Genomic DNA, 24008 nt, shown 5'->3' with positions numbered 1-24008 from the left:
CTTACTGATCCGAAAGGACGGACATCAGGTTGCGCAGGAGCCGTAGAGAGTCATTCAACATATTGATTATTATATGATTTTTTGAGCCCCAAGATAAATACACAGTAAGTGTGTTCGTCAAAAAGGAGCGAAAACCGCGGTGATGACCGCGCCGGATCAACTGACCTTCTGCGCTTCCATCACCGCTGCCGCCGCCTCGCCGTAAATACGTCCCTCAAGAGAAAGTTCGAGGAAACGCACATAATCCTCAGGTTTCGTGATTTTTTCCCGCGCGACCGGAATCACGTCGAAGGGCGAGGTCGCATCGAGATCGTACGCTCGGATCAGGGCTATCATTTCCTGGCTGACCTGCTCCAGGTGAGCTTGCAGCTCTGAAAGTTCGGGAAGTGCAGGAGAGGGGGTATCACTCATCTGGAGGGCTCAAGCTGTGTTATGGCGTAACGGGAGCAAGGCCTGAGATACTCCTTCGCATAGAGTGAAACAAGCCTTAGACGAAGTCTTAACCATGATGGCGGCTGCGAGCGATCACCGGGCGTCACGCAGCGCCAGTCATCGGGAGCGCTGACTGGGTTCCGGATTTCTCTCGCATCTTCGCTGGACGTGGCCCGGGCAAAAGCGTTAGAAGGTTGCCCGTGTTGCGGTGGCCGGAGCGCAATTGCCTGTCAAACGGCAGTCTTTCCGGCAGCAAAACGGCGGTATCCAAAGTGGTGCCGTTCGCGGATGGGTGGCCGAGCGGTTGAAGGCACCGGTCTTGAAAACCGGCAGGCGTGAGAGCGTCTCGTGGGTTCGAATCCCACCCCATCCGCCATTAAACCGGCATATCTCATTGAAACGAATGGCAGAATTGTCGGGTCCACAGACTCAGTCCCATAGTTAGCACCGCATCAAGCAGGTGCCAGGGCCGATTTGATGCGGGATATCCCGGAATCGGGCAGGGTGATCCGGGATGGCCTTTTCAAGGGTCTGAGTAATCGATGCACCCTATGCCATCCGCCGCGATGACGAGAGCGTGGCCGATAGCCCGCACCGATCACAAACCAGGAAATCAAGACCCACGTTCACTGGATCTGCCACACCGCACCCGAAGCACCGAGAGAGGCAAGGGCCAGCGTCATGGCTGCGGCCCCGGCGATCTGGTCGTCACCTCCAACGGCACCATGGCTGCTTCTGGTGGAACCGCAGGGATGCGAGGTGACCTTCATCTCGCGCACGTGCGGCGCCAAGTTTACGGATGATCGCACTCTGACAAGGTGTGCTACGCCAGCCCGGATCGGGTTGGTGCGGCATCCCGGTAGCGTTACGATAGGATCATGAATTTCAGAAGCCTCAGGTCTATTAAAGCTTCGTTACTTTAGAAATATTTTTTAACTATTTGATTCCAATAGAAGTAAAAGGCTGATGTGAAAAGCGTTTTGAACAGTCTAAATTTTATCAAAAAATTAAGAAAACAAGGATCTAAAGACTTTATTTACCAGCTAACCGCAATATTTCGCGAAAATAGTGATTTGCACCACAAAATATTGATCCGGAATTTGTTTCACGTGAAATAATAGAGGCTTAGGCAGGATTTCTGATCTTATATTTCATCCGTGATTTTCCTGCACAATCTCGCGCCGATCCGCCAAGGCCAGGTTCTCCTCCCGGATGCGCCAAAACAGCATTGCCGCGTTGAGCAGTGAGAAGACAACCGCGATCTCCCAGGCGCCGAAACAGAGTGGCAACAGCGCGATCTCGAGAACCACGACGAGATAATTGGGGTGCCGGATGAAGCGGTAAGGACCTCTGCGCACCAGGGCCACGCCCGGGAGCGTGATGATCCGGGTGGTCCAATAGCGGCCAAGGCTTGCAAGCACCCAGACCCGCAGGATCTGCACGAGCAGGAAGAGGACGAGCAGGCCGGGAACGACCGGCGTATCCGCGGGAATAAAGACGGCGAGGCTGGCCAGCCAGGCCGCGTGGAGCAGCACGATCACAGGATAATGGCCGGCCCCATATTCCCGGGCGCCTTCCGCCAGAAGCCTCTGCGTGTTCCGCCGGGCATAGATCAGTTCAGCCAGGCGGGCGAGGGCGACTGCGAGCAGGACACTCCAAAAGACCGTCATGGCTGTTCCAAAACCTGAAAGGCCACGGTGAAGCCGGGCCCGAGCGATGACATCAGCAGCCGTTCGCCAGCGGAGCGGCGCAAGGCCCGCTCCAGAACAAACAGCACGGTCGCTGCGGACATGTTGCCGTACTCGCGGAGCACATCCCGCGCATCGCGCATCGCTCCCTGCGGCAATGTGAGGGTGCTTTCCAGGGCCTCCAACACCTTGGTTCCACCGGGATGACAGACGTATTCACTGAGATCTGCCCGGCTGAGGGCGTTGCTGGCCAGAAACCCGTCGAGCGCCGGACCGAAGCGCTCCGCGATAATGGCTGGAATATCCCGTGAGAAAAGCACACCGAAACCGTCGTCTTCGATATGCCAGCCCATCACATCCAGCGAGTCCGGCCAGGTGTATTCGCCCGCAGCGGCGAGCAGGGGCTGGCTGTGCGGCGAGGCGGCCGGGGCCCGCGTGCTCACAAGAGCCGCCGCAGCGCCATCGCCGAAAAGGGCCGCGGCAATCACGTTGCTCTTGGAGAGGTCACCGGGCCGGAAGGTGAGGGCGCAGAGTTCGACCACAAGAAGCAGCACATTCTTACCCGGCATGGCCGCGGCGAAGGAGGCAGCGCGCGACAGACCGAGGACGCCGCCTGCGCAGCCAAGCCCGAACACCGGCAGCCTGATGATATCCCTGCGCAGGCCGAGTTTGTTCATCAGGCGGGCGTCGAGGCTGGGGGTCGCAATACCGGTGGTCGAGACCGTTATGATAGCATCGACCTCCTCAACCGCCATATCCGCCTGATTCAGACACTTGAGGGTCGCATCGGCCAGCACCTCAACAGCGCTCTCCACATAGATCGCATTTCGGTCTTTCCAGTCCGCGGCTTCCCTATACCACTCGAGCGGCACGCAGGAGCGGCGGGTTTCGATCCCGGCGTTGGTAAAAACCGGCATCAGGCGATCGATGTCCCTGGCCCTATGGGCAAAGAGGTCGCGGGCCTGTGCCGCGACTTCGGTCTGTTTCAAAACGAAAGGCGGAACCGCCGTCGCGAGGGAGAGCAACTTGGGGAGATATGTCATGGAACGAAAACACCTGAGCCTGGGGTCTTATTCCAAGATGTGGCCGGATACCGGCGAGATCAAAGGCACGCTGTTGTGAAGAGCGCGGGCAGATTGGCGGAAACAGAAGCTATGAGCCGGTCTCAGCCGGACAGGATCAAATGCCGGGCAATAATGAGACACACGGCGACAGACGCGCTTCAGACGGCTTCGCTGCGCCATAAAGCAGGGATTTTAAGCGAACAGGGGCATTGGCGGGCCTAAACGGCCCGCAGCGGTCAGAGCTTGGCTTTAGCTGCTGATTCGTTTGACCATCTCGGTAATCTCGATGCAGAGGCGGTCTTCTTTGATCATCACTTCTCCGCGAGCCACCATCTGGTCGTTGATGCTGATATCGATCATGTCGCCGATCGATTTATCGAGCTCGACTACGGCGCCTCGGCCCATCTTGAGAAGCTGACTGACCGGCATCAGGGCCGTGCCCAGGATCGCCGAAGCCTCAAGAGAAACACCATGGATGGCGGGAACGTCGATCAGGGGCCCAAGGTCCGGGGCATCGGCACCGTCGGACTGGGGACCAAGCGACTCGTCCGCAGCCATGGCCGCGGCCATATCGAGCTCCCCCTCGTCATCGTCGGAAGGCGCGCCGAGCTCGGGGTCCGCCGCCATCGCGGCGGCCATATCCAACTCGCCTTCGTCGTCATCAGACTGGGGGCCGAGCTCAGGATCCGCAGCCATCGCGGCTGCCATGTCCATTTCGCCCTCGTCCTCGTCCGCCATCTCGTACTCCTGCTCCAGGCATCGCTTGATTTGCTCCGGATTGCTTCAGTCCATCACTGTGGCTCAACCCGAAGACCGCGCGTGCGGTATAAGTCCTTCGAGGCATTAAAGGACTGCAATCGATAAAGATTTGTTAACCATGGTGGAAATTGCGCCGCAAGACGGCGGTCAAGGCGGCTTTCGCGCGAAAAAGCGGTTTTAGCCCTCTTCCAAAGCGTCGAAATACGCGGCAACCGCAACCCGGTCTTCCCGCGCCATCTCGACAAAGGCACCGGCCACCTCGCAGGCGACCGTATCGGATCTGACAATCACCGCTTTGCAGGAGAAGGAGAGCGTGCCGGAAGAGTGAGTCACGCTGAAATCGATGGGCACCCTGGCATGATCCTCAAACTCAAGATCACAGGAATCGATGCCGAAGCCGCTGGAACTCCAGTCTTTGAGCGGAAAGCTCCGCTCGGAAATCGTGACTTCACCCGTCACGTCAAAATCTCTCAGCTCCCGGCGCCGCTGTGTCGATTCAGCCGTTCCAGCCTCAGCAGTCTCTTCAACGCTGGCCAGATCTGGTGCGGTGTCGTCTTCGCCGGGATGCAATGCGGTTTCATTCATCATGGGCTCTCCGCCCCGGCACCCGGAGCGTCCCTGGAGGTGGGTTGAGGTGCGTCATTCGTTACATCGAAGTGAAACCATCAGCCCAAGCGTGCAGCAAGAGGCGTAATTCTCTCTCTTGGGCGGCAAAATTTCCGTTAACCCGGTCTTATAAAGAAAGCTCTAACCTGCAAAAAACAATGATTTGAACCAAAACGTATATGTGATGCACAGTGCCTTTCCATCCAAGATAGCCGTTGCGATTCTTGCACTGCTTTGGCTTTCGCCGGCAGCGGCGGAAATCTCGGTGACACACCCCCGGCATTACGCGACACCGCCAAAGCGTGTGACCACCCAGCCCGCGGCGATCCCCCACGGCAAAACCAGACTGCCGCCGATCCGGCCAGGCGTTATCTTTCGCAGCGACGAGAGCTTGGGCGAGGGGAATTGGAACCTGGATAAAGAGCTGAGCAAGCTGTGCCGCGACGGCAAGTTTGTTCAAAAGCGCGACCGCCGTTACGTCGCGGTCCTCAAGGGTCAGATTTACGGCGCGGCGACAGCATCGCGCCAAACTCTCTCCGACCCGCAGGGTTTTGCGGTGCCGGACAACATCTACGTCTTCCGCAGCCAGGGGACCACACGCTGCCGGGTCTACCACCGCGGCGACAGGATCGAGCCTGGCTGACTTCCGGCTGACTTCTGGCTGCGGGCTGCCCGTTTCCCGCAGGTCCGGCCGCTTCAGACTTAAAGCCGCGCATTGCACTCTCAAATAGACCAGCTTCTTGCCAGGTTCCGCTCGTAGGCTGACAGTCCGATTGCGCGCCGTTCCCCTCTGTGGCAGAAGAAACATGACGCTCCTGATCAGAGGTTCTCCGATGGCATTCCGATTCGTAAGCTCCCGATTCCTAAAGGCAAATACGGCATTTCCGGCCTTTTGCCGCGGCAAGATTCCGTCAGAGTTGAGGTGGGCCGTCTTAAGTCTCTCGCTATTGGCGGGTCTGTCGTTCGCCATTCCCCACGCGATTGCCCAAACGGACAGTCAAACTCCGGACCAAGGCAACGCAGGGGCCCAAGCTGAAGCGGTCGATCAGGACTTTCTGAACTGGGTGGAGGCTTTCAAGCGGGAGGCCCGGGCAAAGGGGATCTCTCAGGAGATCCTCGACAGCTCCTTCAAGGACATCGCTCCCGTCAAGCGGGTCATTGAACTGGACCGCAGGCAGCCGGAGTTCTCCCTGACCTTCTGGACGTACCTTAACCGCTCGGTCAACGATGCCCGAGTCAAAAAAGCCCAGGAACTGATGGTCCAGCATGCGAGGCTTCTTTCCGAAGTCGAGAGGAAATACGGCGTGCAGGCGCGTTTCCTGGTTTCTTTCTGGGGGCTGGAGAGCAACTTCGGCTCCAACACCGGCGGCTTTAAAGTGATCCCGGCGCTGGCGACCCTGGCCCACGACGCCCGCCGCGCCGACTTCTTCCGCACCCAGCTCATCAACGCGCTTCAGATTATCGACAACGGCGATATCGCGTCCTCCCGCATGACCGGATCCTGGGCCGGTGCCATGGGGCAGGTTCAATTCATTCCCTCGACCTTTCTCGGCCATGCGGTCGATGCCGATGGCGACGGCCGGCGGGATCTCTGGAACAGCATGCCGGACATCTTCTCTTCGGCGGCCAACTTCCTGAGCAATCTGGGTTGGAACGACAGCGAAACCTGGGGCAGGGAGGTCAAACTGCCGCCCGGCTTCGATCTCGAACTGATCGGGTTCCAGACCAAAAAAACGGTCGGGGACTGGCAGGCGCTTGGCGTACGGCGGGCCGACGGCCGCAACCTCCCGGTCGCGAATGTCGAGGGCTCGCTGGTTCTGCCGGCGGGGCACAAAGGACCGGCTTTCCTGGTTTACGGCAATTTCCGCGCAACCTTGAAGTGGAACAATTCGATCTTCTACGCCATCGCCGTCGGTCACCTCGCGGACAGGATCGAAGGCAAAGGCAGGCTCCTGGCCAAGGCCCCCGCCAACGACAAACCCTTGTTGCGCGCTGAAATCCAAGAAATTCAAACACTTCTGAACAGGCTTGGGTATGACGTCGGCAGGCCTGATGGTGTCGCGGGACGGCAAACGAGATCGGGTATCAAAGCCTTCCAGCGCAGGTCTACCATTCCGGCCGACGGCTATGCCGATATCAGCCTTCTGGAACGCTTGCGCGCAGCGGTCGCCAACTGACTGATGGATACGAACTGACGAAAAAGGTGCGCTCAGGCCACTCTTTTTACTCTGTTTTAAGGTGAAAAGCAGACGATTGCTGTTGCACGAAAGACCAAGTAAACTGCCGATTCTATAGTTAACCTCCTTCAGGTGCTCATCATAATGATCAAACGGCGTGTCTCGGCCTGGATCGCCCTCGCTGCAGCGGGCCTCATCGTCTCGTCCTGCGCGGAGCTGGAACTTGCCTCACACACGGCGAAGCAGGTCAGTATTCCGGGAACCTCCCCCTCGACATCGCAAGGGACGTACAAGGTCGGCAAGCCCTATGAGATTCGGGGGATCTGGTATTACCCGAAAGTCGATTATGACTACGTCGAGACCGGGATCGCCTCCTGGTATGGCCCTGGCTTCCATGGGCGTAAAACCGCCAATGGTGAGATTTACGATCAATACGACCTGACCGCCGCCCACCGGACTCTGCCGCTGCCGAGCATGGTCCGGGTTACAAATCTCGGGAACGGACGCTCCATCGTGGTGCGGCTGAACGACCGGGGCCCCTTCGCGAATAATCGGATCATTGATCTCTCGCGCCGTTCAGCGGAACTGCTGGGCTTCCGGATCCAGGGCACGGCGAAGGTCAAGGTCGAGATCCTGGAAGAAGAAAGCCGCCAGCTCGCAGCCCTGGCCCAGCGCGGCGGAACGCAAATCGCGCAGACCTCGCGCCGCGCGGGGGAGGTTGCGACCGAACCGACCGCATCACCGGTCAAGGCAGCGCCGACCGTCACCGTGACAGAAGAATCGCTGGCAGCTCCCGGCGGCACCACCGTCGTCGCGGCCCGCCCGGCCCCGACACCAGATAAGGCCGTGCCCGCCGCGCGCAGGACGATCACCGCGCCGACGCCGGATGGGGTCGTGAGCCAGGCACCGGTCAGTGCCAGCAGCATCTTCGTGCAGGCCGGCTCCTTCGTTCGGGTTGCGAACGCAGAACGGCTGCGCGCGAGGCTCGCTTCACTGGGTCAAGCCCAGATCGCCACAGCCCAGATCGGCGACGCGCAGTATTTTCGGGTCAGGCTCGGTCCGTTGGTTTCGGTGACCGAGGCGGACAGACTGCTCGCGACCCTGCACGGAAACGGCTTTAACGAAGCGCGCGTTATTGTCGAATGACCGTGAGATGCGCCCACTCCCATGGCGGCCGAGCCCCAGGACACGATCCAGGAACAAATGCGGTAACAGGCCGGTGTTCATGAAGGGCGGCCTCATTTTCTCCAAATTTCTGCCGCAGGTTCGCTCACAAGAACTGCATCTGATGAGCGGCCCAAACAGCCGCAACCCGGATACGAGCAAACCAGATATCGGCGATTCCGCTACAGCAATGCCCCCGGACGACTTCAAAGGACCCGAACCCAGGATGCCACAGAGACATCTTCGACGCTTTACCCTCAGTCTCGCGCTCGTCAGCGGCCTCTCTCTCCCGTGGGGCGCCGCCGCTCAGGTGCTGGAAACGCAGGCACGCGAAGCCTATATGATTGACGTTGCCACGGGCACGGTCCTGCTGGAAAAGAATGCCGAGGAATCCATGCCGCCGGCCTCCATGAGCAAGATCATGACCGCCGTGGTCGTCTTCGAGCGGCTGAAAGACGGACGCCTGTCGTTGGAAGAGAAGCTGCCGGTCAGCGAAAAGGCCTGGAAAAAGGGCGGCTCCAAGATGTTCGTGCGGGTCGGCGACCAGATTAGCGTCGAAAACCTGTTGCAGGGCGTGATCGTGCAATCGGGCAACGATGCCTGCATCGTTCTCGCTGAAGGTCTGGCCGGAACCGAGGAGGCCTTCGCGGACGTCATGACCGAAAAAGCGCGCGAAATCGGCATGACCGGCAGCACCTTTGCCAATGCGACCGGCTGGCCCGATCCGAACCACCGCATGACCGCCAGGGACCTTGCGACCCTGGCCAACTACGTGATCACCGAGTTTCCCGAGTACTATCACTATTATTCGCAGACCGAATTCACCTGGTCCGATATCAAACAAAGCAACCGTAACCCTTTGCTTTACATGAATATCGGCGCCGACGGCCTGAAGACGGGACACACCGAAGAGGCGGGCTACGGCCTGACGTCCTCGGCGGTCAAGGATGACCGGCGCCTGATTCTGGTGGTCAACGGCCTGCCCAGCGTTCGAGCCCGCAGTGAGGAATCGGCCCGGCTGCTGCAGTGGGGCTTCCGCGAGTTCGACAACTACAAGCTCTTCTCGGCAGGCGAAACCGTCGAGGAGGCTTCCGTCTGGCTGGGCGAAGAAAACACCGTGCCACTGGTGACCGCCGAAGACGTGCTTATCACGCTGCCGCGTCAGGCCCGGGACTCCATGCGGGTCACGGTGACCTACGAAGGTCCGATCTCGGCGCCGATCGAGGAGGGGGCGCAGCTTGCAACCCTGCGGGTCGAAGCCAAGGATGTGGAGACCATCGAGATCCCTCTGGTGACCGGCGCCGCCGTGGGTCAACTCGGCGGGTTCGGAAAGATCACGGCGGGGGTAAAGCACCTCATCTTCGGGGCTCCCTGAAGCCGGATAGACGAAGGCTGATGAGCCGGGGGGGCTCATGGGCGAGGGGGCTGCTGAACCTGCAGTGCCTGCGCGCTTGTCCAGTGATCACCCCGAGAGTTAAAACAGCCCGCTTGGGGTTGCTCTGGTACTCTGAACCACAACGACCCCTCGGATAAGCGGCAAGGTTCGGTCATGGTGCGCGGAAAGTTCATTACATTCGAGGGCGGCGAGGGCGCCGGTAAGACCACGCAGATCAAGCGGCTCGCCGAAAAGCTCTCCGCGGCAGGCTTGCAGGTCACGACCACGCGCGAGCCGGGCGGCAGTCCGGGTGCGGAACAAATCCGGGCTTTGCTGGTCAATGGCGAGGCGGAACGCTGGTCGGCGACGACCGAAGCCCTGCTGCATTTTGCGGCCCGCCGGGACCACCTGGAAAAGACGGTGATCCCGGCCCTGGACGCCGGTCATTGGGTGCTCTGCGACCGCTTTATCGACTCCACCATGGCTTATCAGGGTTACGGGCACGAGCTTGGCCGGGATATCATTGAAAGCCTTCAAGCCATTGTTGTTGATGACATTTTTCCCGATCTGACCGTCATCATGGATATCGATCCCGAAGAAGGACTGGGGCGTGCCGGCAGCCGGGCAGGCGGCGAGGACCGCTATGAGTCCATGGATCTGGCCTTTCACCAGCGGCTTCGCGAGGGTTTTCTCGACATTGCCAAACGGGCCCCGGAGCGCTGCGCGCTCGTGCCAGCCCGGGACAGCATCGAAGCCCTCGAGAGCCGAATTTTGGATCTGCTCCGAAACCGCCTAGAACTGGATCTGACATAATGGCCCGCGCTGCTTCCGCCCCCGAAATCGAAACCCTTGCCCCGCGTGAGAATGCCGAACTGATCGGCCATCCCGCAGCGGAGCAACGTCTGCTGACGGCCTACGAGTCCGAACGGCTGCCCCACGCCTGGCTGATCCATGGGCCGCGCGGGATCGGCAAGGCGACCCTCGCGTTCCGCTTTGCCCGTTTCGTGCTGAACGGCGGCAGTTCGGCGCCGGGACTCTTCGGCGGTGCGCCGGACGGCCTCAGCCTGGACGCCGCCAACGAAGTCTTCCGCCGGGTGGCTTCGGGCGGACACGGCGATCTCATGACCGTCGAGCGCGGCGTCGACCCGAAAGGCAAGATGCGCTCGGTAATACCGGTGGAAGATGCCCGCAACGTGGTCTCCTTCCTGCGCAAGACCTCGACGGAAGGCGGCTGGCGCGTGGTGATCGTCGATCCCATCGATGATATGAATGTCAGTGCAACCAATGCCTTACTGAAGATCCTTGAGGAACCACCCAACGACGTCCTGTTGCTGCTGATCAGTCATCAGCCCGCGCGCCTGCTGCCGACCATTCACTCGCGCTGCTGCCATCTGCCGCTCGCTCCGCTGGCCGAAGATAGCGTTCTCTCTCTGTTGCAGCAGCATCGACCGGAGCTGGATCCGGCGGAGGCTCAGGCGCTCGCCCGCCTGGCGGAAGGCTCGATCGGCAACGCGCTGCAGCTTCATGCGATCGGGGGACTGGAGCTCTATAAAGCCTTGATGGACCTGATTTCTCACCTGCCGCGCCTGGATGTGGTCAAGCTTCAGGCCTTCGGCGACCAGCTTGCCCGGGACAGCGGGGGAGAGACCTTCCGCACCGGCATGGAGCTGCTGCTCTGGTGGCTGGCCCGCATGATCAACGGGGGCGCGCGCGGTCAGATGCCCGCGCCCGTGGTCGAGGGGGAAGGCGAGATCATGGCGCGGCTCCTGGACCGCCGCCCTCTTGCGCAGTGGCTCACGCTGTGGGACAAGACCTCGGCTCTGTACAACGCGGCGGATCGCGCGAACCTCGACCGCAAGCATGTTGTGATCAGTGTCTTTTCCGAGATTGAGGCGCTCACGGCTTAGAGCCGTTTCCTCTGTCTCCAGCGATCAGATGCCGGGACCCGCAGGGCCCTTTACGACGTTACAGACGCGGTTACCGGAGAAGCAGGTCGTCCGGTCAGTCCGCAGGAGAGTGAAATGCCCGGGCAGAAAACGCCTTATTACATTACGACGCCGATCTACTACGTGAACGACGTGCCGCACATCGGCCATGCCTATACGACCCTGGCATGCGATGTTCTGGCCCGCTTCATGCGCCTGGACGGCCGGGATGTGAAATTTCTGACCGGAACCGACGAACACGGCCAGAAGGTGGAGAAGTCCGCCCAGGCCGCAGGCGTGGATCCGCAGGCCTTCACCGACCGGGTCTCGCAGAACTTCCGTAATCTCTCCGGGACGCTGAACTTCAGCAACGACGACTTCATCCGCACGACCGAAGAGCGCCACAAAAAGGCCTGTCAGGCGCTGTGGAAGAAGCTGCTCGAGAACGGCGAGATCTATCTGGGCGGCTACTCCGGCTGGTATGCGGTCCGCGACGAGGCTTTCTATACCGAGAGCGAGCTCACCAAGCAGCCCGACGGCAAACGCATCGCGACCGCCAGCGGCGCCGAGGTTGAGTGGGTGGAGGAGCCCTCCTATTTCTTCCGGCTTTCGGCCTGGCAGGACCGGCTTCTGGCGTTTTACGAGGCCAACCCTGACTTTATCGCCCCGGAAACCCGGCGCAATGAGGTGATCAGCTTCGTCAAAGGCGGCCTGAAGGATCTCTCGATCAGCCGGACGACCTTCTCCTGGGGCGTGCCGGTGCCCGACGACGCCGAGCACATCATGTACGTCTGGCTCGATGCCCTGACCAACTACATGACAGCCGCAGGCTACCCGGACCTGGAGAGCGAGAGCTACAAGACCTACTGGCCCGCCGATCTGCACATGGTGGGCAAGGACATCCTGCGCTTTCATGCGGTCTACTGGCCGGCCTTCCTGATGGCCGCGGACCTGCCGACGCCCAAACGGGTCTTTGCCCATGGCTGGTGGACCAACGAAGGCCAGAAGATCTCGAAGTCGCTGGGCAACGTGATCGACCCGCTGCAGCTGGTGGAGACTTATGGCCTCGACCCGGTTCGCTACTTCCTGCTGCGGGAAGTGCCCTTCGGAAACGACGGCGATTTCTCCAGACGGGCGATTGTCGGACGCATGAACGGCGACCTGACCAATGATCTGGGCAACCTGTCACAACGGGTGCTTTCCATGATCGCCAAGAACTGCGACAACGCGGTTCCGGCGCCCGGAGCCTTCACGCCCGAGGACGAGGCTCTGCTCTCTCAATCCGAGGCTCTGCCCGACCGCTTGCGCCAGGAATATGGCGTACAGGCCTTTAACAAGGCTCTGGAAGCCACCTGGGATGTCATCGGGGCCGCAAACCGCTATGTCGACGACCAGGCGCCCTGGACGCTCAGGAAGACCGATCCGGAGCGGATGAAGACGGTGCTCTACGTGCTCGCCGAGACCGTGCGCCGCCTGGCGATCCTGACCCAGCCGGTGATGCCTGATGCCATGGCCAAGATGCTGGACCAGCTTTCGATTGCGCCGGACGCCCGTGGCTTCGAAAACCTGGCGACGCCGCTTGCGGCGGGTTCGCCGGTGCCCAAGCCGGAAGGTATCTTTCCCCGCTTTGTCGAAGAAGAGGCCGGGACGGCATAAAGCCAGGGATTTCAATGATATGCTGATCGACTCTCACTGCCACCTCGACTACCTGCAGCGCGACGGAGATATCGGCGAAGTCGTCGCGCGGGCCGGGCGCGCCGGGGTCGGCGCCATGGTCACCATCTGCACCAAAATGAGCGAGTTTCCGGTGGTCCTCGAGATTGCCGAGCGCTTCCCGACGGTCTTCTGCTCTGTCGGAGTTCATCCCCACGAAGCGGGCGAGGAGGGGCAAGAGACCCCGGACCGCCTGATCGAGCTGGCACAGCATCCAAAGGTGGTGGGGATCGGCGAGACCGGCCTGGATTACTACTACGAGCACTCACCGCGGGAACAGCAGAAGGTCAGCTTCCGCGCTCATATCGCGGCCGCGCGGGAAACCGGCCTGCCGCTGATCGTCCATGCGCGGGACGCGGACGACGACACGGTCGAAATCCTGCGGGACGAATACCGCAACGGCGCCTATCCCGCTGTTATTCATTGCTTTACCGCCGGCCCCGAGCTTGCGGAAGCGGCCCTGGAGATGGGCTTTTACATCTCCCTGGCGGGGGTCGTGACCTTCAAGAGTGCCGAAGCCCTGCGCGAGACCGTCAGCAAAGTGCCGCTTGATCGGCTATTGGTCGAGACCGACTCGCCTTACCTCGCGCCGGTACCAAAACGCGGCAAGACCAACGAGCCGGCCTTTGTCGTTCACACTGCGGAAAAACTCTCTGAAATCAAAGAGGTATCGACGGATCTTCTGATCGAGAGCACGACGGCGAACTTCAAGAACTTGTTTTCCCGGGCGGGCAGCGCGATCGATCAGCCCGGCTTTGGCGGCGCGGCATGAAGGTCACGCTGCTCGGCTGCGGCGGGTCCGGCGGCGTGCCGCTGGCGGGCGGCGAACCGGGTGGCTCCTGGGGCGTTTGCGATCCCAGTAATCCAAAGAACCGCCGCCGCCGGGTTTCCATTCTGGTGGAAGAGCAGGGGACTCGGGTGTTGGTCGACACCTCGCCCGATCTACGGCTTCAGCTGATCGACAACGAGATCACCTCGCTGGATGCGGTGGTCTACACGCACGACCATGCGGACCATACACATGGCGTCGATGAGCTGCGCTATCTCACCTATGTGAAGCAGGGACCGATCGACGCCTATATGGACGCCATGACGCGCGAGTCCCTGACCCGGCGTTTCGATTACATCTTTACCTCGAGCAGCAATCCCAAGAACCCCTACCGGCCCATGCTCAACGACCGGCTGATCGAGGGGCCCTTCGAGATCGGGCCGGTTCCGGTCCTGCCCTTTACCCAGCAGCACGGCGGAACCACAAGCCTGGGCCTGCGGTTTGGCGACATTGCCTATTCCACCGATGCATCCGGCCTCGATGAAGCGGCTTTCGAAGCCCTGAAGGGTGTCAAAGTCTGGGTCGTCGACTGCCTGCGCTATGAACCTCATCCGACACATTCACACTTCGCGCAAAGCCTTGAATGGATTGAGCGGGTTCAGCCGGAACGGGCCGTTCTGACTCACCTGAACCACCAGATCGACTACGACGAGCTCAAGTCGCGTTGCCCCGCGGGGGTAGAACCGGGATACGATGGCTTAACTCTCGAAGTTTAAGAAAAAAGTTATCTAATTTGTTGAAAATAAATATTTTGTTTCATAGGCCCAGGATGACGTCGATAGCGCGCATTTAAACTCTGGGTGTATTACTTCACGAATTTTTCACAGTTTTAGGGTCGGATGCGTCCGGTTTCATATCTCTGGTGAAGACGGCGACCTATGGATGCGTCCGACAAATCAACGGCAAACTACGGCACCGCGGTGATTCTCTGCGGCGTCTTTGGCGTGATCGGCCTACATCATTTTTACCTGCGCAATTACCTGCATGGTTTCGTTGATCTGGGACTGTTTGTGCTTTTCATCGTTCTCTTGATGGAAGGGCGCCCGGGCTTCGCCTACATGGTGCTTCTGGCTGATGCGCTGCACACGATTGTCGTCTTCTACCGGCTCATTACAGAACAAGCCCGCGACGGAGATGGCCGGCTTGTAAAACTCAAATAACCTCTGAAGGAGAATTAATATGTCTGTCGAATCACAGTCTTTGGGTGGCGAGGTCAGCGATAAAGGTTTTGTGCCTGCAGTGCTGCTTTGCTTCTTTCTCGGCGCCCTGGGCGTCCACCGCTTTTACCTCGGCAAAATCGGCACCGGCATTCTCATGCTGATCACCCTTGGCGGGCTGGGCATCTGGACTATCATTGACTTCGTTCGGCTGATTATCGGCTCCATGGGCGACAAGTACGGCCGTCCGCTGGCGCGTTAAAGCGGAACACCGACACAAGCCGCCTAAGCATCTGATTTAGAATGAGATCAGCTGCTTAGGCGCTGCCTGGATCACTATCCGTCAAACCAGATTGCAGGTTTCGAGGTCTCACTGATCCAGCCAGAAACGGTCCGGCCGATAGATCCCGAATTGTGCGCCCGGTTCCCAGTTGTAGATCCCATCGACCGGAACGTTCTTCAGCTCGCTTGAGACCGCGATGGGTTGCGGGACCTGGGCAACGATTCCAATGGTGTAGACTTGATCCGCATGGATTTGCAGGATCCGGTGCCAGATCTTTTCGCGCTCGTCCTTTGAGCGGGCCATGGTCCAGTCGATATGGAGCTCCAGAAGCTCCTGCGCCAGAGGCATATCGACCGGCTCGCCGGACTTGCCGCTGGTCTCATGGTACTGACCCCATTTCGGCCATTGATAGCTCTGCTGATGCAGCGGGACGAACTCGTCGGGGCTCATGTCCGCGGTCGGCACACCGTTTTCATAACCGAACCACATGGTCATAAGCGTTTCACCGGCAAAGATCCGTTTGCGCAGGACTTCACGCTGAGAAGGCTTGGTAAAGACTTTGATACCAACCTCGCGCCAGGAGTCGTGGATCAGCTCCAAGACGTCTGCTTCTTCAGTGTTTTCCCCGGCCGTTTCGACAATGATCTCCATCTCCCGGCCATCGGGCAGCAGCCGGATACCTTCCTCGTTGCGCTTGGTCAGGCCCATCTCGTCCAGCAATGCACTGGCGGCCTCGGGGTCGTACATGGCCCAGGCGTCCCGGTACTCCTGATGATAGAGCGGGCTGGCCGGCAGGACCGTATTGTTGCCCTCGATGGTGAGCCCGTAATAGATGACCTGATTGATCTCATGCCGGTTGGTCGCCATGGAAAGGGCCCTGCGGAACCGCACGTCCCTGAAGAGTTTGCGCCACTCCGGGTCCTTGCTGTTGAGGTTCGGATAAAGCGCGAGTTGAGAGCCGCGGACGGTCTTCCATAGCCGCACGTCGTAGCCGCTGCGCTCGTCGTTCTCCTTCAGGAAGGTATAGTCGCTGAAATTCAGTCCGCGGGACTGGAGGTCCGATTCACCCGCGCCGACCTTCGCCGGCACCAGCGACCCGCTGACCACGCTCAAGATCACTTCATCCAGATAAGGAAGCTGCTGCCCGAACTCGTCAACGCGGTGGTAATAGGGGTTCCGTTTCGCGATAAAGCGGGTCGAAGGCGGTTTGACCGTATTCACCCATGGCTGCAGGGTCGGCAGCTTCGGGTTGGTGAAGCGGTACTGCCGGGCTTTACGGTTGTGCATCTGCGCCCAATCGCGGGCATTGGACTTATCGACGTGTTTTGCCAGTTGGGCAGGGTCGCTGTATTTCTTGTGAAACTGCTTCAGGTAATGGGAGGGCTGAAAAATGAAAAGCGGCCGCGCTCCTGCCAACTGAGTGAGGAAAAAGGGATTGGGGTTGGACCAGCTGTAGCGGATGACTTGTGCATCGATAACCTCCACCTTCGGAAATTCACCGTCGACCGTGAGCGCGGTGGTCGGACCGGAGGGTGTCAGCTTGTCGTTGTTGGCGACATCTTCCCAGTAATACCGGAAATCCTCTGTGGTGAAGGGCGCGCCATCGGACCATTTATGCCCTTTCCTTAGATAAAAGGTGAAGATCCGTCCGTCCTCGATCTCAACCTTTTCAAGGATATCCGGGACGATCTCGAGTTCCTCGTTGTAAGCAACCAGACGCGCATAGCCGTAGACGACCAGCAGACGGATGTCTTTTTCGCGGGTGATGAGGGTTCGGATACTGCCGCCTTGCTTGCCGACGGTCTGGGCGCTGCCCCGGGGCACGACCTGCGGCGTCGCGGGCAGTCGTTCTGCCACAGGCGGCAGCTTTCCGGCGCTCACTGATTCGCTGAGGTAGGGTGTTTCCTGAAGGCTGCGAAGGGTTTTGGCCTCCGGCAGTTCCAGGATTTCGATAATGGGCTCGGCTGCGCGCGCGGGCAGGGGATCGAGCGCGGAGAAAGCTGCCATTGCCACTCCGGCAAGCAGGGCGCCAAACGAACGGTCGCCGCTCCGCCAGGTTTTTCGGAAACCAGCCTCCTTCGCGCACGGCAAGCATTCCATCTCGCCCTCCACTCCGTCGGAGTGAGGTCCAGAGACCCTAACACACAACATACTAAGCCAACCCTGTTCGTTTTATTGTTTGAGAGAGGCTACACGGGTTTCGCCGCACATTCCATGGCATGCAGTTGATAATTATGTGGCAACGCCAAGAATCAATCTCGAATGCCGTAATCTGAGCCGGTGTAGGGCGCCTGAAACCGGTTCGGCGTGTAACTCCGGTTCCTAGGTTGAGGACTCCTATTCTTTGATGGTCTTGATCGTATTTTGCCGGGTTTTAGGCAGGCGAGGGCTCGAAAGCGGGCCTGAAGGCCCGGTAAGAGGCGTCAACGCACCTAAAACCCGGCAAAATACGACCCCAGAGGGGCGGCAAGATTATGAGTTCTGGGAACCACGTTCTGGGAACCAAGTTCTGGGCAGCGTCGTGTCGTCAGTCCAATTCTGGCTAAGCACGATGCCACAGCATCGCTTCATTCCTAACTCCTTGCCAGAAAACATAATTTTGTCGTCAAGACCGTCAAAAAATATGAGTTCCCAACCTAGACCGTATCTGGCCAAGAGGGCTCACTCTTCATAGGTTTAGTTCGGTTTTGACCATACCCGAAAAAGTTTATTTAGATTTCGGCCCTAGACTTACGGTATGGACCTCCCAATGCACGATACGATCTGTTCGGCCCGACCGGATGCAATCAACGATCCGGTCCTCTCCGCGCTCTATCGCTATTGGGCAAGACTGCGCAAGTCCGACGGTCCGCCGCTGCGCAGTGACCTTGATCCCGTGGAAATCCCTCAGCTCTTGCCTTATGTGCTTCTGGTGGAATGCCATGACGAGGGCCGCCGCATCAAATTCCGCCTGGTCGGAACGGACGTCGCGTTCGGTTCGGACCCGACAGGCCGCTTCCTGCAGGATGCAGTCCCCAAAGGCCCTTACGGTGCTCATATCGTCGAACTCTATCGCTTTGCCGCAAATGGTGAGGCGGCCCTCTACAGCGAATTTAGGTACGGATACACGAGGGAGACGGGACCCAGACTGATCAAGCGCCTTTTCCTGCCTCTCATCGGCACCGCGGAGATTCCAAGGATGATGCTGGTCGGGCAGATTCGCGATAAATCCATCCAGGTCGAGCAGTCGGCCTGGCAAGCAGGACCGGGTCAAATCGACGTTCTCAAGCTCTGCCAGATCGCCGGCGAGGCGGCGAATTGGTACGAGACTTCTGATTGCGATGTGCAAGAGGCCTCAAATAATGTTTTTAGGCCTCAGCCGGTTTCGCATCGAAAACGGGCCTGATTGAGTGGAGCGAGGTGCCGAAATGCTCCATTAAAACAGCCAAAACTTCCATTAAAATACTGACAAAAATAACTTTACTATCGTTCGGGCCGCGCTTGATTCGAGGTTATGATGGTTTTGTTTCCCTCATCAACCATTGAAATCGGCTCAGCGTGAGGCGCGATCGCGGACCGCGAATGGCGCAGGACAAAGGGCGCACGCAATGCACCCATGCGCAAAGGATGACCTGCAGGGATTTTCAGCCTCAGGGGTGTGGATGTGGAAAACCATGCCGGTCGGTCAGCGCCTGGAGAATCGCGTCTTTGTCCGCAATAAAAGAGCGAGCGTGCGAAGCTGCCGGGGACCGGCCGGTTCCGTCGGGCGATTGCGAGCCTTCAGACAGGACCAGCAGAGGCAGCGACTGATGCTCTTCGCCGACCAGATCGATCACTTCGCTTCTCGGCCTCGGCCAGGCGACGCGCTTAACGGTCAGGTTCGCCGCGCGTTCCGGGAAGGACGTGAGAACGCCTTCAATCAGTGCACAGTGCCAGCAATAGAAGTCCTTGCCTGGGAAGGCCGGATCCTGAAATCCGGGTTTCACAAGAAAGAGCGTGTCCATAGAGGGCATCCTTCCTTTGCAGTGACATGCTTTTGCAATGACCGGCGCAAGAGGGCTCGATATCACAGTTCGGGAAGGCTTGAAACCCGAGGAGACGTAAAGCGCCCGCGTGCCTGGAGAAACCACTGTCCAGCCTGTCCACAAATATTTTCCATAATGTACATTATGCGTTTTTTGTGTATCTGCGCCCCGGACCGCCCTGCAGCCACAAACTGGCGGCATAACTGCCGGATTAAGGACCGTATCCAAGGACAGAGCTTCCAAGCCCCCGGTTCTGTGTTACAGGAGATCGGGAACCGGTGTGATCATGTTCGACGGGCCGACGGAGATTTGCGGAGCTGAAGATCTGAGCAGCCGGATGTTTGAGGACGGGATGCTCGAGGACGGAATACTCAAGGACGGGCCGCGGTGGGAAGATCGGCGGCTTCGGTCATGCGGACGAAACCGGTAGCAGCGCCCTCCCCGCTATGCGCGGGCTAACCGTTGTAAGATCAAAGGAAAGTTTCAGCTTTGAACACCAGCCAGACACCACCAATCGGAACAGCCGCGATCGAAACAGTGAAAGTCAGGCCGACACGCCCGGAGGACCTTTCGGATCTTCAGCGCGTGCTTGACACGACAGGGCTCTTTCCCAGTGAGATGCTGCCGGAGATGTTGGGCGATTCCCTGTCACAGGATCCGGAATATGCGCCAGAAGCGGGCCACGACATCTGGCTGAGTTGCGTGACGGAGGGTGTGGTGGCCGGCTTTTGCATGGCTGTGCCGGAGAAGCTGACCGAGGGAACCTGGAACATGCTGGCGATCGCCGTCCTCTCCGAAAAACAGGGAGATGGTCTCGGCAGCCTTATCCTGAGGGAGCTTGAGGCCGCCCTGCGTGACCGGAAACAGCGGCTTCTGATCGTCGATACTTCAGGAAGCGACGCGTTTGCGGCAACACGCAGCTTTTACCGCAAAAACGGTTATGCCGAAGAAGCTCGCATTCGTGATTTCTGGGCGCCTGGGGATGATAAAGTCGTGCTCTGGAAGGCTCTGTAAGCCACAAAAACACCATCCTGCCCGGGCCTTTGCCCGAGCCGCCCTACGCCGGACTCTCTCTGGATCTTTGCCTGTCACGCCACAGCCTCGCAGCCGCGACCGGCACGGCTCCTGCGCGAGGAAGCGTTCGCAGCCAGAGCTCAGGCAGAAGCGCTCTGCTCGTGATGCGCCGCTTCGTGATGCTCAAGCCAGTCAGCAACAATCTGATAGGCCTGAATGCGCGGGTGCTCCGGGTGATGATGGCGGTAGATACGGACCGCGGCATCGTAGGCATCACCCTCTTTTTCGCCCAGTCTGCGGAGTTCATCGTAAGCTTTGGTCGTCGCAACCCGACAAAGGCACATGGTCTCGCCCTATCCTCAATTCGCTAAAACAAAACGTCTGGCGTTATATAAAACCCACCTCAGCCAGCACGTAAAGCAGCTGGCACACAGGAATGCCTTCTAAGGCGTTGCCCCAAAAAGCTCACCCCAGCTAACGCCGCTTCCCCTGTTTCTGTCAAGAATGATTTGCAGTTGCAGGACTTTTGCCTGCAGGGCCGCCTCCAGAACAAAGGTGAAGCATCGGCGGGATCTAAGCGGTAGAGAAAATTGTCTTCCATGATCCAGATCAATGCGGTCCGCAAAAAACAGAACAAGAGCGCGGCCAGTTGAGCAATTTTTCCCGGTTTCCGGCTGGCGAAACGTGATCTGGCCGCGCCTTGACAGTCTATCGATCCACTCACCGGTCATAGCGCTCGCCACGCGAGCGCCCTCCTCACCCCGGAAAACATATGCGCGCGTATAAGTAGAATCCCCAAATTGATGCTCGCAGGGCATTTGAGGAAAAATGAATCCAGCGTCGCCGATGCCATCGCAGAAGGTGAATTGAGAAACAAATACCGGCCATGAGAAGCCCGGCGTGTTGTTAGAGGCGCAGCGAGTGTTTCGAACAATAAACGAAAAAGCTCTCTCATCAGGAGGACGGCAGGCATGAAAAGTCGAAGATCGAGTCGAGCGGTGGACACCTTCGTTGGACAGCGTCTGCGGCAGCAACGAGAAGAGAACAACATGAGCGCTGAGGAGCTCGCAGGAGCACTCAGCCTGCCCGTGAAAAAACTTGAGCAAATCGAGTGTGGAGAAGAATCGATCGGTGCCCTGAGCCTCTATGAAGCAGCACAAGTTGTTGGTGTGCCCGTGACGTTTTTCTTCGAAGGCTACAACGAAGAGATAATGGCGGAAGAGACCGTCAAGGTTGCAAGATCTGAGAAGAGTGTCACCTCAACAGGCGACACTATTAAGTAAGTTCATGACGAGATTAACCATATTGATGCTAATTAAGTTTTTGGCTCAATAGTCGGAAAAAGAATGGAAATCTCAGACTTTGAAGAAGCTATACGCATTGCGGAGAATCCCATAATGCGTAAGTATACTACCTAATTTGCGATCCGGTGTGAGTGTGAGACTTTTGAATAAAAATAACAACCAATAGGTTCGTGCCATCTGACAAAGTAAGAGTGAATCACGGCATCAAAGACGCAAAACAAAAAAAGAAAAGATCGTTTTATTGGCACAAAAACAGGTGGAAGATATGTCGCCAGACGTACAGAAATCGATAAATGCGCACGTCGCACGCAGAATACACGCACGTCGCATCGAAGTTGGACTGACACAACAACAGGTCGCGCGCCTGATTGGAATTTCATTCCAGCAGTTGCAGAAATATGAGCACGGCACGAATCGCATCAGCGCCGGACGGCTTTACCAGCTTGCCGATGTCCTTGATACGAGCATTACCTATTTCTTTGCCGGCTACGAACAAGACGCTTCTCAGGAAGCAAAGTCGGCAAACGAACAGACCAATTCCATGGAATCGGTTCGCTTGGTAAGACAGTTCAATGCAATTCCGTCGGACAGCATCAGGCGCAGCATTTCAGGTTTGATCCGCGCTCTGGGGACGACCGAGACGGTGTAAAACGGACCGTTTGGTCCGATCAGTGTGCCGGGAGGATTGTGTCTCGGCATTTCTGACTTATCCGGGAAGGCCCAACCCGATCCGGATGCGGGGGTGAAGACGTAAGGCATCGCAAACCGAGACAGTGTCCTTCGTGGTTTGCGTGCCCCTGCCCTCTGAAACAGGCCTTTACATCCCGCGGGCCAGCGCTCTTTCGACAGCGCTCCCATAAAATTTATCCTTAGCTCGAGGCTCTTGCTCTCGTCCTGAATTGGGATATGCTCGGCAACCAATTGAGCAGAGAGATCATGAACTCCCACAAGATAGAGGGCTTGCTCGAAATCATGGCCCGCCTGCGGGACCGCGATGACGGTTGCCCCTGGGACATCGAGCAGACTTTTGCGTCCATTGCCCCTTACACTATTGAAGAAGCTTACGAAGTTGCTGAAGCTATCGAGCAAGGCGACCTGGAGGCTTTGAAAGACGAGCTGGGAGACCTGCTGCTGCAGGTGGTGTTCCATGCCCGCATGGCCGAAGAGCAGAAGTCGTTCGATTTCGACGATGTGATCGCGGCCATCAGCTACAAGATGATTCGCCGCCATCCCCATGTTTTCGGCGACGAGCAGGAACGCGATGCCGCGACGCAGACGGCGTCCTGGGAGACGCAGAAAGCTGAAGAGCGCCGCGCGAAAGCCAACGGCGCTCCGGTCAGCGCGCTTGAGGGTGTGACCGTTGGGCTGCCCGGGCTGACCCGGGCGATGAAACTGCAAAAACGCGCTGCCCGGGTTGGGTTCGACTGGCCGGAAGCCCTGCAGGTCCTCGATAAGATCACGGAGGAAATCGGCGAACTGCGCGAAGTTATGGAAAGTGTCGTGGAGAGCTCGGATCCTGATGCTAAAACCACCCGGCAGGCCCGTCTGGCCGATGAGTTCGGCGACACGCTCTTTGCCCTGGCCAATCTGGCCCGGCATCTGAAGATAGACCCGGAAGCGGCTCTGCGCGGCACCAATGCCAAGTTCGAACGCCGGTTTCGCTGGGTCGAGCAACGACTGGCCGAAGAGGGCGTCGCGCCGGCTGACGCGCCGCTCGAGGTCATGGAACGCCACTGGCAGCAGGCCAAGCAAACCGAGCGAAGCTGAGCCTTCGTCGATACCTCCTCACTCTCCCTGAACCGGATCCACCTATGAAAACCATCGGACTGATCGGCGGCATGAGCTGGGAAAGCACGGTCATCTATTATCAGCTTCTCAACCGTCTGGCCCGTGAGGCGCTTGGCGGGTTGCATTCCGCCCAGATCCTCATGTGGTCCTTCGATTTCGGTGAGATCGAAGCCCTGCAGGCCGCCGGCGACTGGGGCCGGGCCACCACACGCATGACCGATGCCGCGCGGAGCATCGAGAAGGGCGGCGCTGACTGCGTGCTGATCTGCACCAACACCATGCACAAAATGGCGGAAGAGGTACAGGCCGCTGTCGATATCCCCTTGATTCACATTGCGGATACCACGGCCACTGCTCTGAAAGCAGCGAAAGTGGAGCACCCTCTCCTGCTGGCCACGCGCTATACCATGGAGCAGGACTTCTACAAGGGACGGCTGGCCGATAAACACGGCATTACCGCACAGGTGCCCGGCGACGAAGACCGCACGCTCGTTCACGACGTGATCTACGACGAGCTTTGCCGGGGTATTGTCTCACCTGCCTCCAAGGCCGATTACCTGGAGGTCGTCGAGCGTGCGCGCCAAGCAGGCGCCGACAGCGTGATCTTCGGCTGCACCGAAGTTGGCCTGCTGGTCTCGCCCGAGGATTTCGATATCCCGGCCTTCGACACCACCGAACTCCACGCCCGCGCGGCGATCGAGTTTGCACTCACGTGATTCTACCTGA

At 58.8% G+C, this 24008-nt stretch carries 27 protein-coding genes and 1 tRNA gene; 18 read left to right on the top strand and 10 right to left on the bottom strand.

The genetic code is table 11. The features are described from left to right. Positions 1-156: 156 nt before the first annotated feature. Positions 157-411, bottom strand: a complete 255-nt coding sequence (locus FKG95_RS16355) for a hypothetical protein (RefSeq protein WP_142897453.1) — start codon at positions 409-411, stop codon at positions 157-159. Between the two features lie 307 nt (positions 412-718). Here FKG95_RS16355 and FKG95_RS16350 point away from each other — a divergent pair. Further along, positions 719-808: transfer RNA gene (locus tag FKG95_RS16350), tRNA-Ser, on the top strand. Between the two features lie 250 nt (positions 809-1058). On the opposite strand, the gene FKG95_RS29700 is transcribed toward FKG95_RS16350, so the two are convergent. The 5 genes from FKG95_RS29700 to FKG95_RS16330 all read right to left on the bottom strand — a co-directional run bounded on the left by FKG95_RS29700 (position 1059) and on the right by FKG95_RS16330 (position 4531). Beyond that, positions 1059-1211, bottom strand: a complete 153-nt coding sequence (locus tag FKG95_RS29700; RefSeq protein ID WP_179954125.1) for a hypothetical protein — start codon at positions 1209-1211, stop codon at positions 1059-1061. A gap of 372 nt (positions 1212-1583) precedes the next feature. Beyond that, on the bottom strand, positions 1584-2102 hold the full coding sequence (locus tag FKG95_RS16345; protein WP_142897452.1) for an isoprenylcysteine carboxyl methyltransferase family protein: 519 nt from the start codon (positions 2100-2102) through the stop codon (positions 1584-1586). After that, the gene (locus FKG95_RS16340) at positions 2099-3163 is read right to left on the bottom strand and encodes a type III polyketide synthase (RefSeq protein ID WP_142897451.1); all 1065 of its coding nucleotides are present in this window, start codon (positions 3161-3163) and stop codon (positions 2099-2101) included. The genes FKG95_RS16345 and FKG95_RS16340 overlap by 4 nt, the downstream gene beginning before the upstream one ends. A gap of 270 nt (positions 3164-3433) precedes the next feature. Next, positions 3434-3922, bottom strand: coding sequence for a FliM/FliN family flagellar motor switch protein (locus FKG95_RS16335; RefSeq protein ID WP_218940224.1), 489 nt, complete (start codon positions 3920-3922; stop codon positions 3434-3436). Positions 3923-4120: 198 nt separating this feature from the next. Next, entirely contained in the window at positions 4121-4531 is a 411-nt protein-coding gene (locus FKG95_RS16330) for a hypothetical protein (protein WP_142897450.1), read from the bottom strand. Between the two features lie 181 nt (positions 4532-4712). Here FKG95_RS16330 and FKG95_RS16325 point away from each other — a divergent pair, with 181 nt between their 5' ends. The 11 genes from FKG95_RS16325 (at position 4713) to FKG95_RS16275 (ending at position 15151) form a co-directional block, all read left to right on the top strand. Beyond that, complete coding sequence (locus FKG95_RS16325; RefSeq protein ID WP_142897449.1) at positions 4713-5192, top strand: hypothetical protein; 480 nt, start codon at positions 4713-4715, stop codon at positions 5190-5192. A gap of 304 nt (positions 5193-5496) precedes the next feature. Then, positions 5497-6726, top strand: coding sequence for a lytic murein transglycosylase (locus tag FKG95_RS16320; RefSeq protein WP_179954124.1), 1230 nt, complete (start codon positions 5497-5499; stop codon positions 6724-6726). 144 nt (positions 6727-6870) lie between these two features. Further along, entirely contained in the window at positions 6871-7872 is a 1002-nt protein-coding gene (locus tag FKG95_RS16315; RefSeq protein ID WP_142897447.1) for a septal ring lytic transglycosylase RlpA family protein, read from the top strand. Between the two features lie 142 nt (positions 7873-8014). Beyond that, a complete protein-coding gene (locus FKG95_RS16310; protein ID WP_246116806.1) occupies positions 8015-9265 on the top strand; it encodes a D-alanyl-D-alanine carboxypeptidase family protein in 1251 nt (416 codons plus the stop codon). 174 nt (positions 9266-9439) lie between these two features. Then, positions 9440-10078, top strand: coding sequence for a dTMP kinase (gene tmk / locus FKG95_RS16305; protein ID WP_142897446.1), 639 nt, complete (start codon positions 9440-9442; stop codon positions 10076-10078). Continuing rightward, complete coding sequence (locus tag FKG95_RS16300; protein WP_142897445.1) at positions 10078-11172, top strand: DNA polymerase III subunit delta'; 1095 nt, start codon at positions 10078-10080, stop codon at positions 11170-11172. The genes tmk and FKG95_RS16300 overlap by 1 nt, the downstream gene beginning before the upstream one ends. Before the next feature lie 114 nt (positions 11173-11286). Beyond that, the gene (gene metG / locus FKG95_RS16295) at positions 11287-12846 is read left to right on the top strand and encodes a methionine--tRNA ligase (protein WP_142897444.1); all 1560 of its coding nucleotides are present in this window, start codon (positions 11287-11289) and stop codon (positions 12844-12846) included. A gap of 19 nt (positions 12847-12865) precedes the next feature. Then, complete coding sequence (locus FKG95_RS16290) at positions 12866-13675, top strand: TatD family hydrolase (RefSeq protein ID WP_142897443.1); 810 nt, start codon at positions 12866-12868, stop codon at positions 13673-13675. Continuing rightward, a complete protein-coding gene (locus FKG95_RS16285; RefSeq protein WP_142897442.1) occupies positions 13672-14448 on the top strand; it encodes an MBL fold metallo-hydrolase in 777 nt (258 codons plus the stop codon). Before FKG95_RS16290 ends, FKG95_RS16285 begins: the two co-directional genes overlap by 4 nt. 162 nt (positions 14449-14610) lie before the next feature. After that, positions 14611-14892: a TM2 domain-containing protein gene (locus FKG95_RS16280; protein WP_142897441.1), complete on the top strand. Its 282-nt coding sequence runs from the start codon at positions 14611-14613 to the stop codon at positions 14890-14892. A gap of 19 nt (positions 14893-14911) precedes the next feature. Beyond that, the gene (locus FKG95_RS16275) at positions 14912-15151 is read left to right on the top strand and encodes a TM2 domain-containing protein (protein WP_142897440.1); all 240 of its coding nucleotides are present in this window, start codon (positions 14912-14914) and stop codon (positions 15149-15151) included. 108 nt (positions 15152-15259) lie between these two features. On the opposite strand, the gene FKG95_RS16270 is transcribed toward FKG95_RS16275, so the two are convergent. Next, positions 15260-17179 (bottom strand): ABC transporter substrate-binding protein, encoded by a 1920-nt coding sequence (locus FKG95_RS16270; protein WP_142897439.1) that lies wholly within the window; start codon positions 17177-17179, stop codon positions 15260-15262. 742 nt (positions 17180-17921) lie between these two features. Here FKG95_RS16270 and FKG95_RS16265 point away from each other — a divergent pair. Continuing rightward, complete coding sequence (locus FKG95_RS16265) at positions 17922-18557, top strand: PAS domain-containing protein (protein WP_179954123.1); 636 nt, start codon at positions 17922-17924, stop codon at positions 18555-18557. Between the two features lie 244 nt (positions 18558-18801). Here the strand turns inward: FKG95_RS16265 and FKG95_RS16260 are convergent, their stop codons facing one another. Then, on the bottom strand, positions 18802-19155 hold the full coding sequence (locus tag FKG95_RS16260) for a DUF3088 domain-containing protein (protein ID WP_246116805.1): 354 nt from the start codon (positions 19153-19155) through the stop codon (positions 18802-18804). A 510-nt stretch (positions 19156-19665) separates the two neighbouring features. On the opposite strand from FKG95_RS16260, the gene FKG95_RS16255 reads away from it, so the two are divergent. Beyond that, positions 19666-20190 (top strand): GNAT family N-acetyltransferase, encoded by a 525-nt coding sequence (locus tag FKG95_RS16255; protein ID WP_218940222.1) that lies wholly within the window; start codon positions 19666-19668, stop codon positions 20188-20190. A 140-nt stretch (positions 20191-20330) separates the two neighbouring features. Here FKG95_RS16255 and FKG95_RS16250 read toward each other — a convergent pair whose 3' ends face one another. Both FKG95_RS16250 and FKG95_RS16245 read right to left on the bottom strand, forming a co-directional pair. Continuing rightward, the gene (locus FKG95_RS16250) at positions 20331-20534 is read right to left on the bottom strand and encodes a hypothetical protein (protein WP_142897436.1); all 204 of its coding nucleotides are present in this window, start codon (positions 20532-20534) and stop codon (positions 20331-20333) included. Positions 20535-20633: 99 nt separating this feature from the next. Next, positions 20634-20921 carry a hypothetical protein gene (locus FKG95_RS16245; RefSeq protein WP_142897435.1) on the bottom strand — a complete coding sequence of 96 codons (288 nt, stop codon included), beginning with the start codon at positions 20919-20921 and terminating at the stop codon, positions 20634-20636. A gap of 240 nt (positions 20922-21161) precedes the next feature. On the opposite strand from FKG95_RS16245, the gene FKG95_RS16240 reads away from it, so the two are divergent. The 4 genes from FKG95_RS16240 to FKG95_RS16225 all read left to right on the top strand — a co-directional run bounded on the left by FKG95_RS16240 (position 21162) and on the right by FKG95_RS16225 (position 23998). Further along, positions 21162-21473 (top strand): helix-turn-helix domain-containing protein, encoded by a 312-nt coding sequence (locus tag FKG95_RS16240; RefSeq protein ID WP_142897434.1) that lies wholly within the window; start codon positions 21162-21164, stop codon positions 21471-21473. A gap of 262 nt (positions 21474-21735) precedes the next feature. Continuing rightward, positions 21736-22143 carry a helix-turn-helix domain-containing protein gene (locus tag FKG95_RS16235; RefSeq protein ID WP_142897433.1) on the top strand — a complete coding sequence of 136 codons (408 nt, stop codon included), beginning with the start codon at positions 21736-21738 and terminating at the stop codon, positions 22141-22143. Positions 22144-22430: 287 nt separating this feature from the next. Next, positions 22431-23261 (top strand): nucleoside triphosphate pyrophosphohydrolase, encoded by an 831-nt coding sequence (mazG, locus tag FKG95_RS16230; protein WP_142897432.1) that lies wholly within the window; start codon positions 22431-22433, stop codon positions 23259-23261. Between the two features lie 44 nt (positions 23262-23305). After that, positions 23306-23998 (top strand): aspartate/glutamate racemase family protein, encoded by a 693-nt coding sequence (locus FKG95_RS16225; protein ID WP_142897431.1) that lies wholly within the window; start codon positions 23306-23308, stop codon positions 23996-23998. The last annotated feature ends 10 nt before the right edge of the window (positions 23999-24008 follow it).

It is taken from the genome of Denitrobaculum tricleocarpae (genome assembly GCF_007004665.1).
In the GTDB taxonomy this organism is placed as follows: domain Bacteria; phylum Pseudomonadota; class Alphaproteobacteria; order Kiloniellales; family Kiloniellaceae; genus Denitrobaculum; species Denitrobaculum tricleocarpae.
Note: the sequence above shows the minus strand (reverse complement) of the source record. Positions and strands in the feature narration are given on the sequence as shown.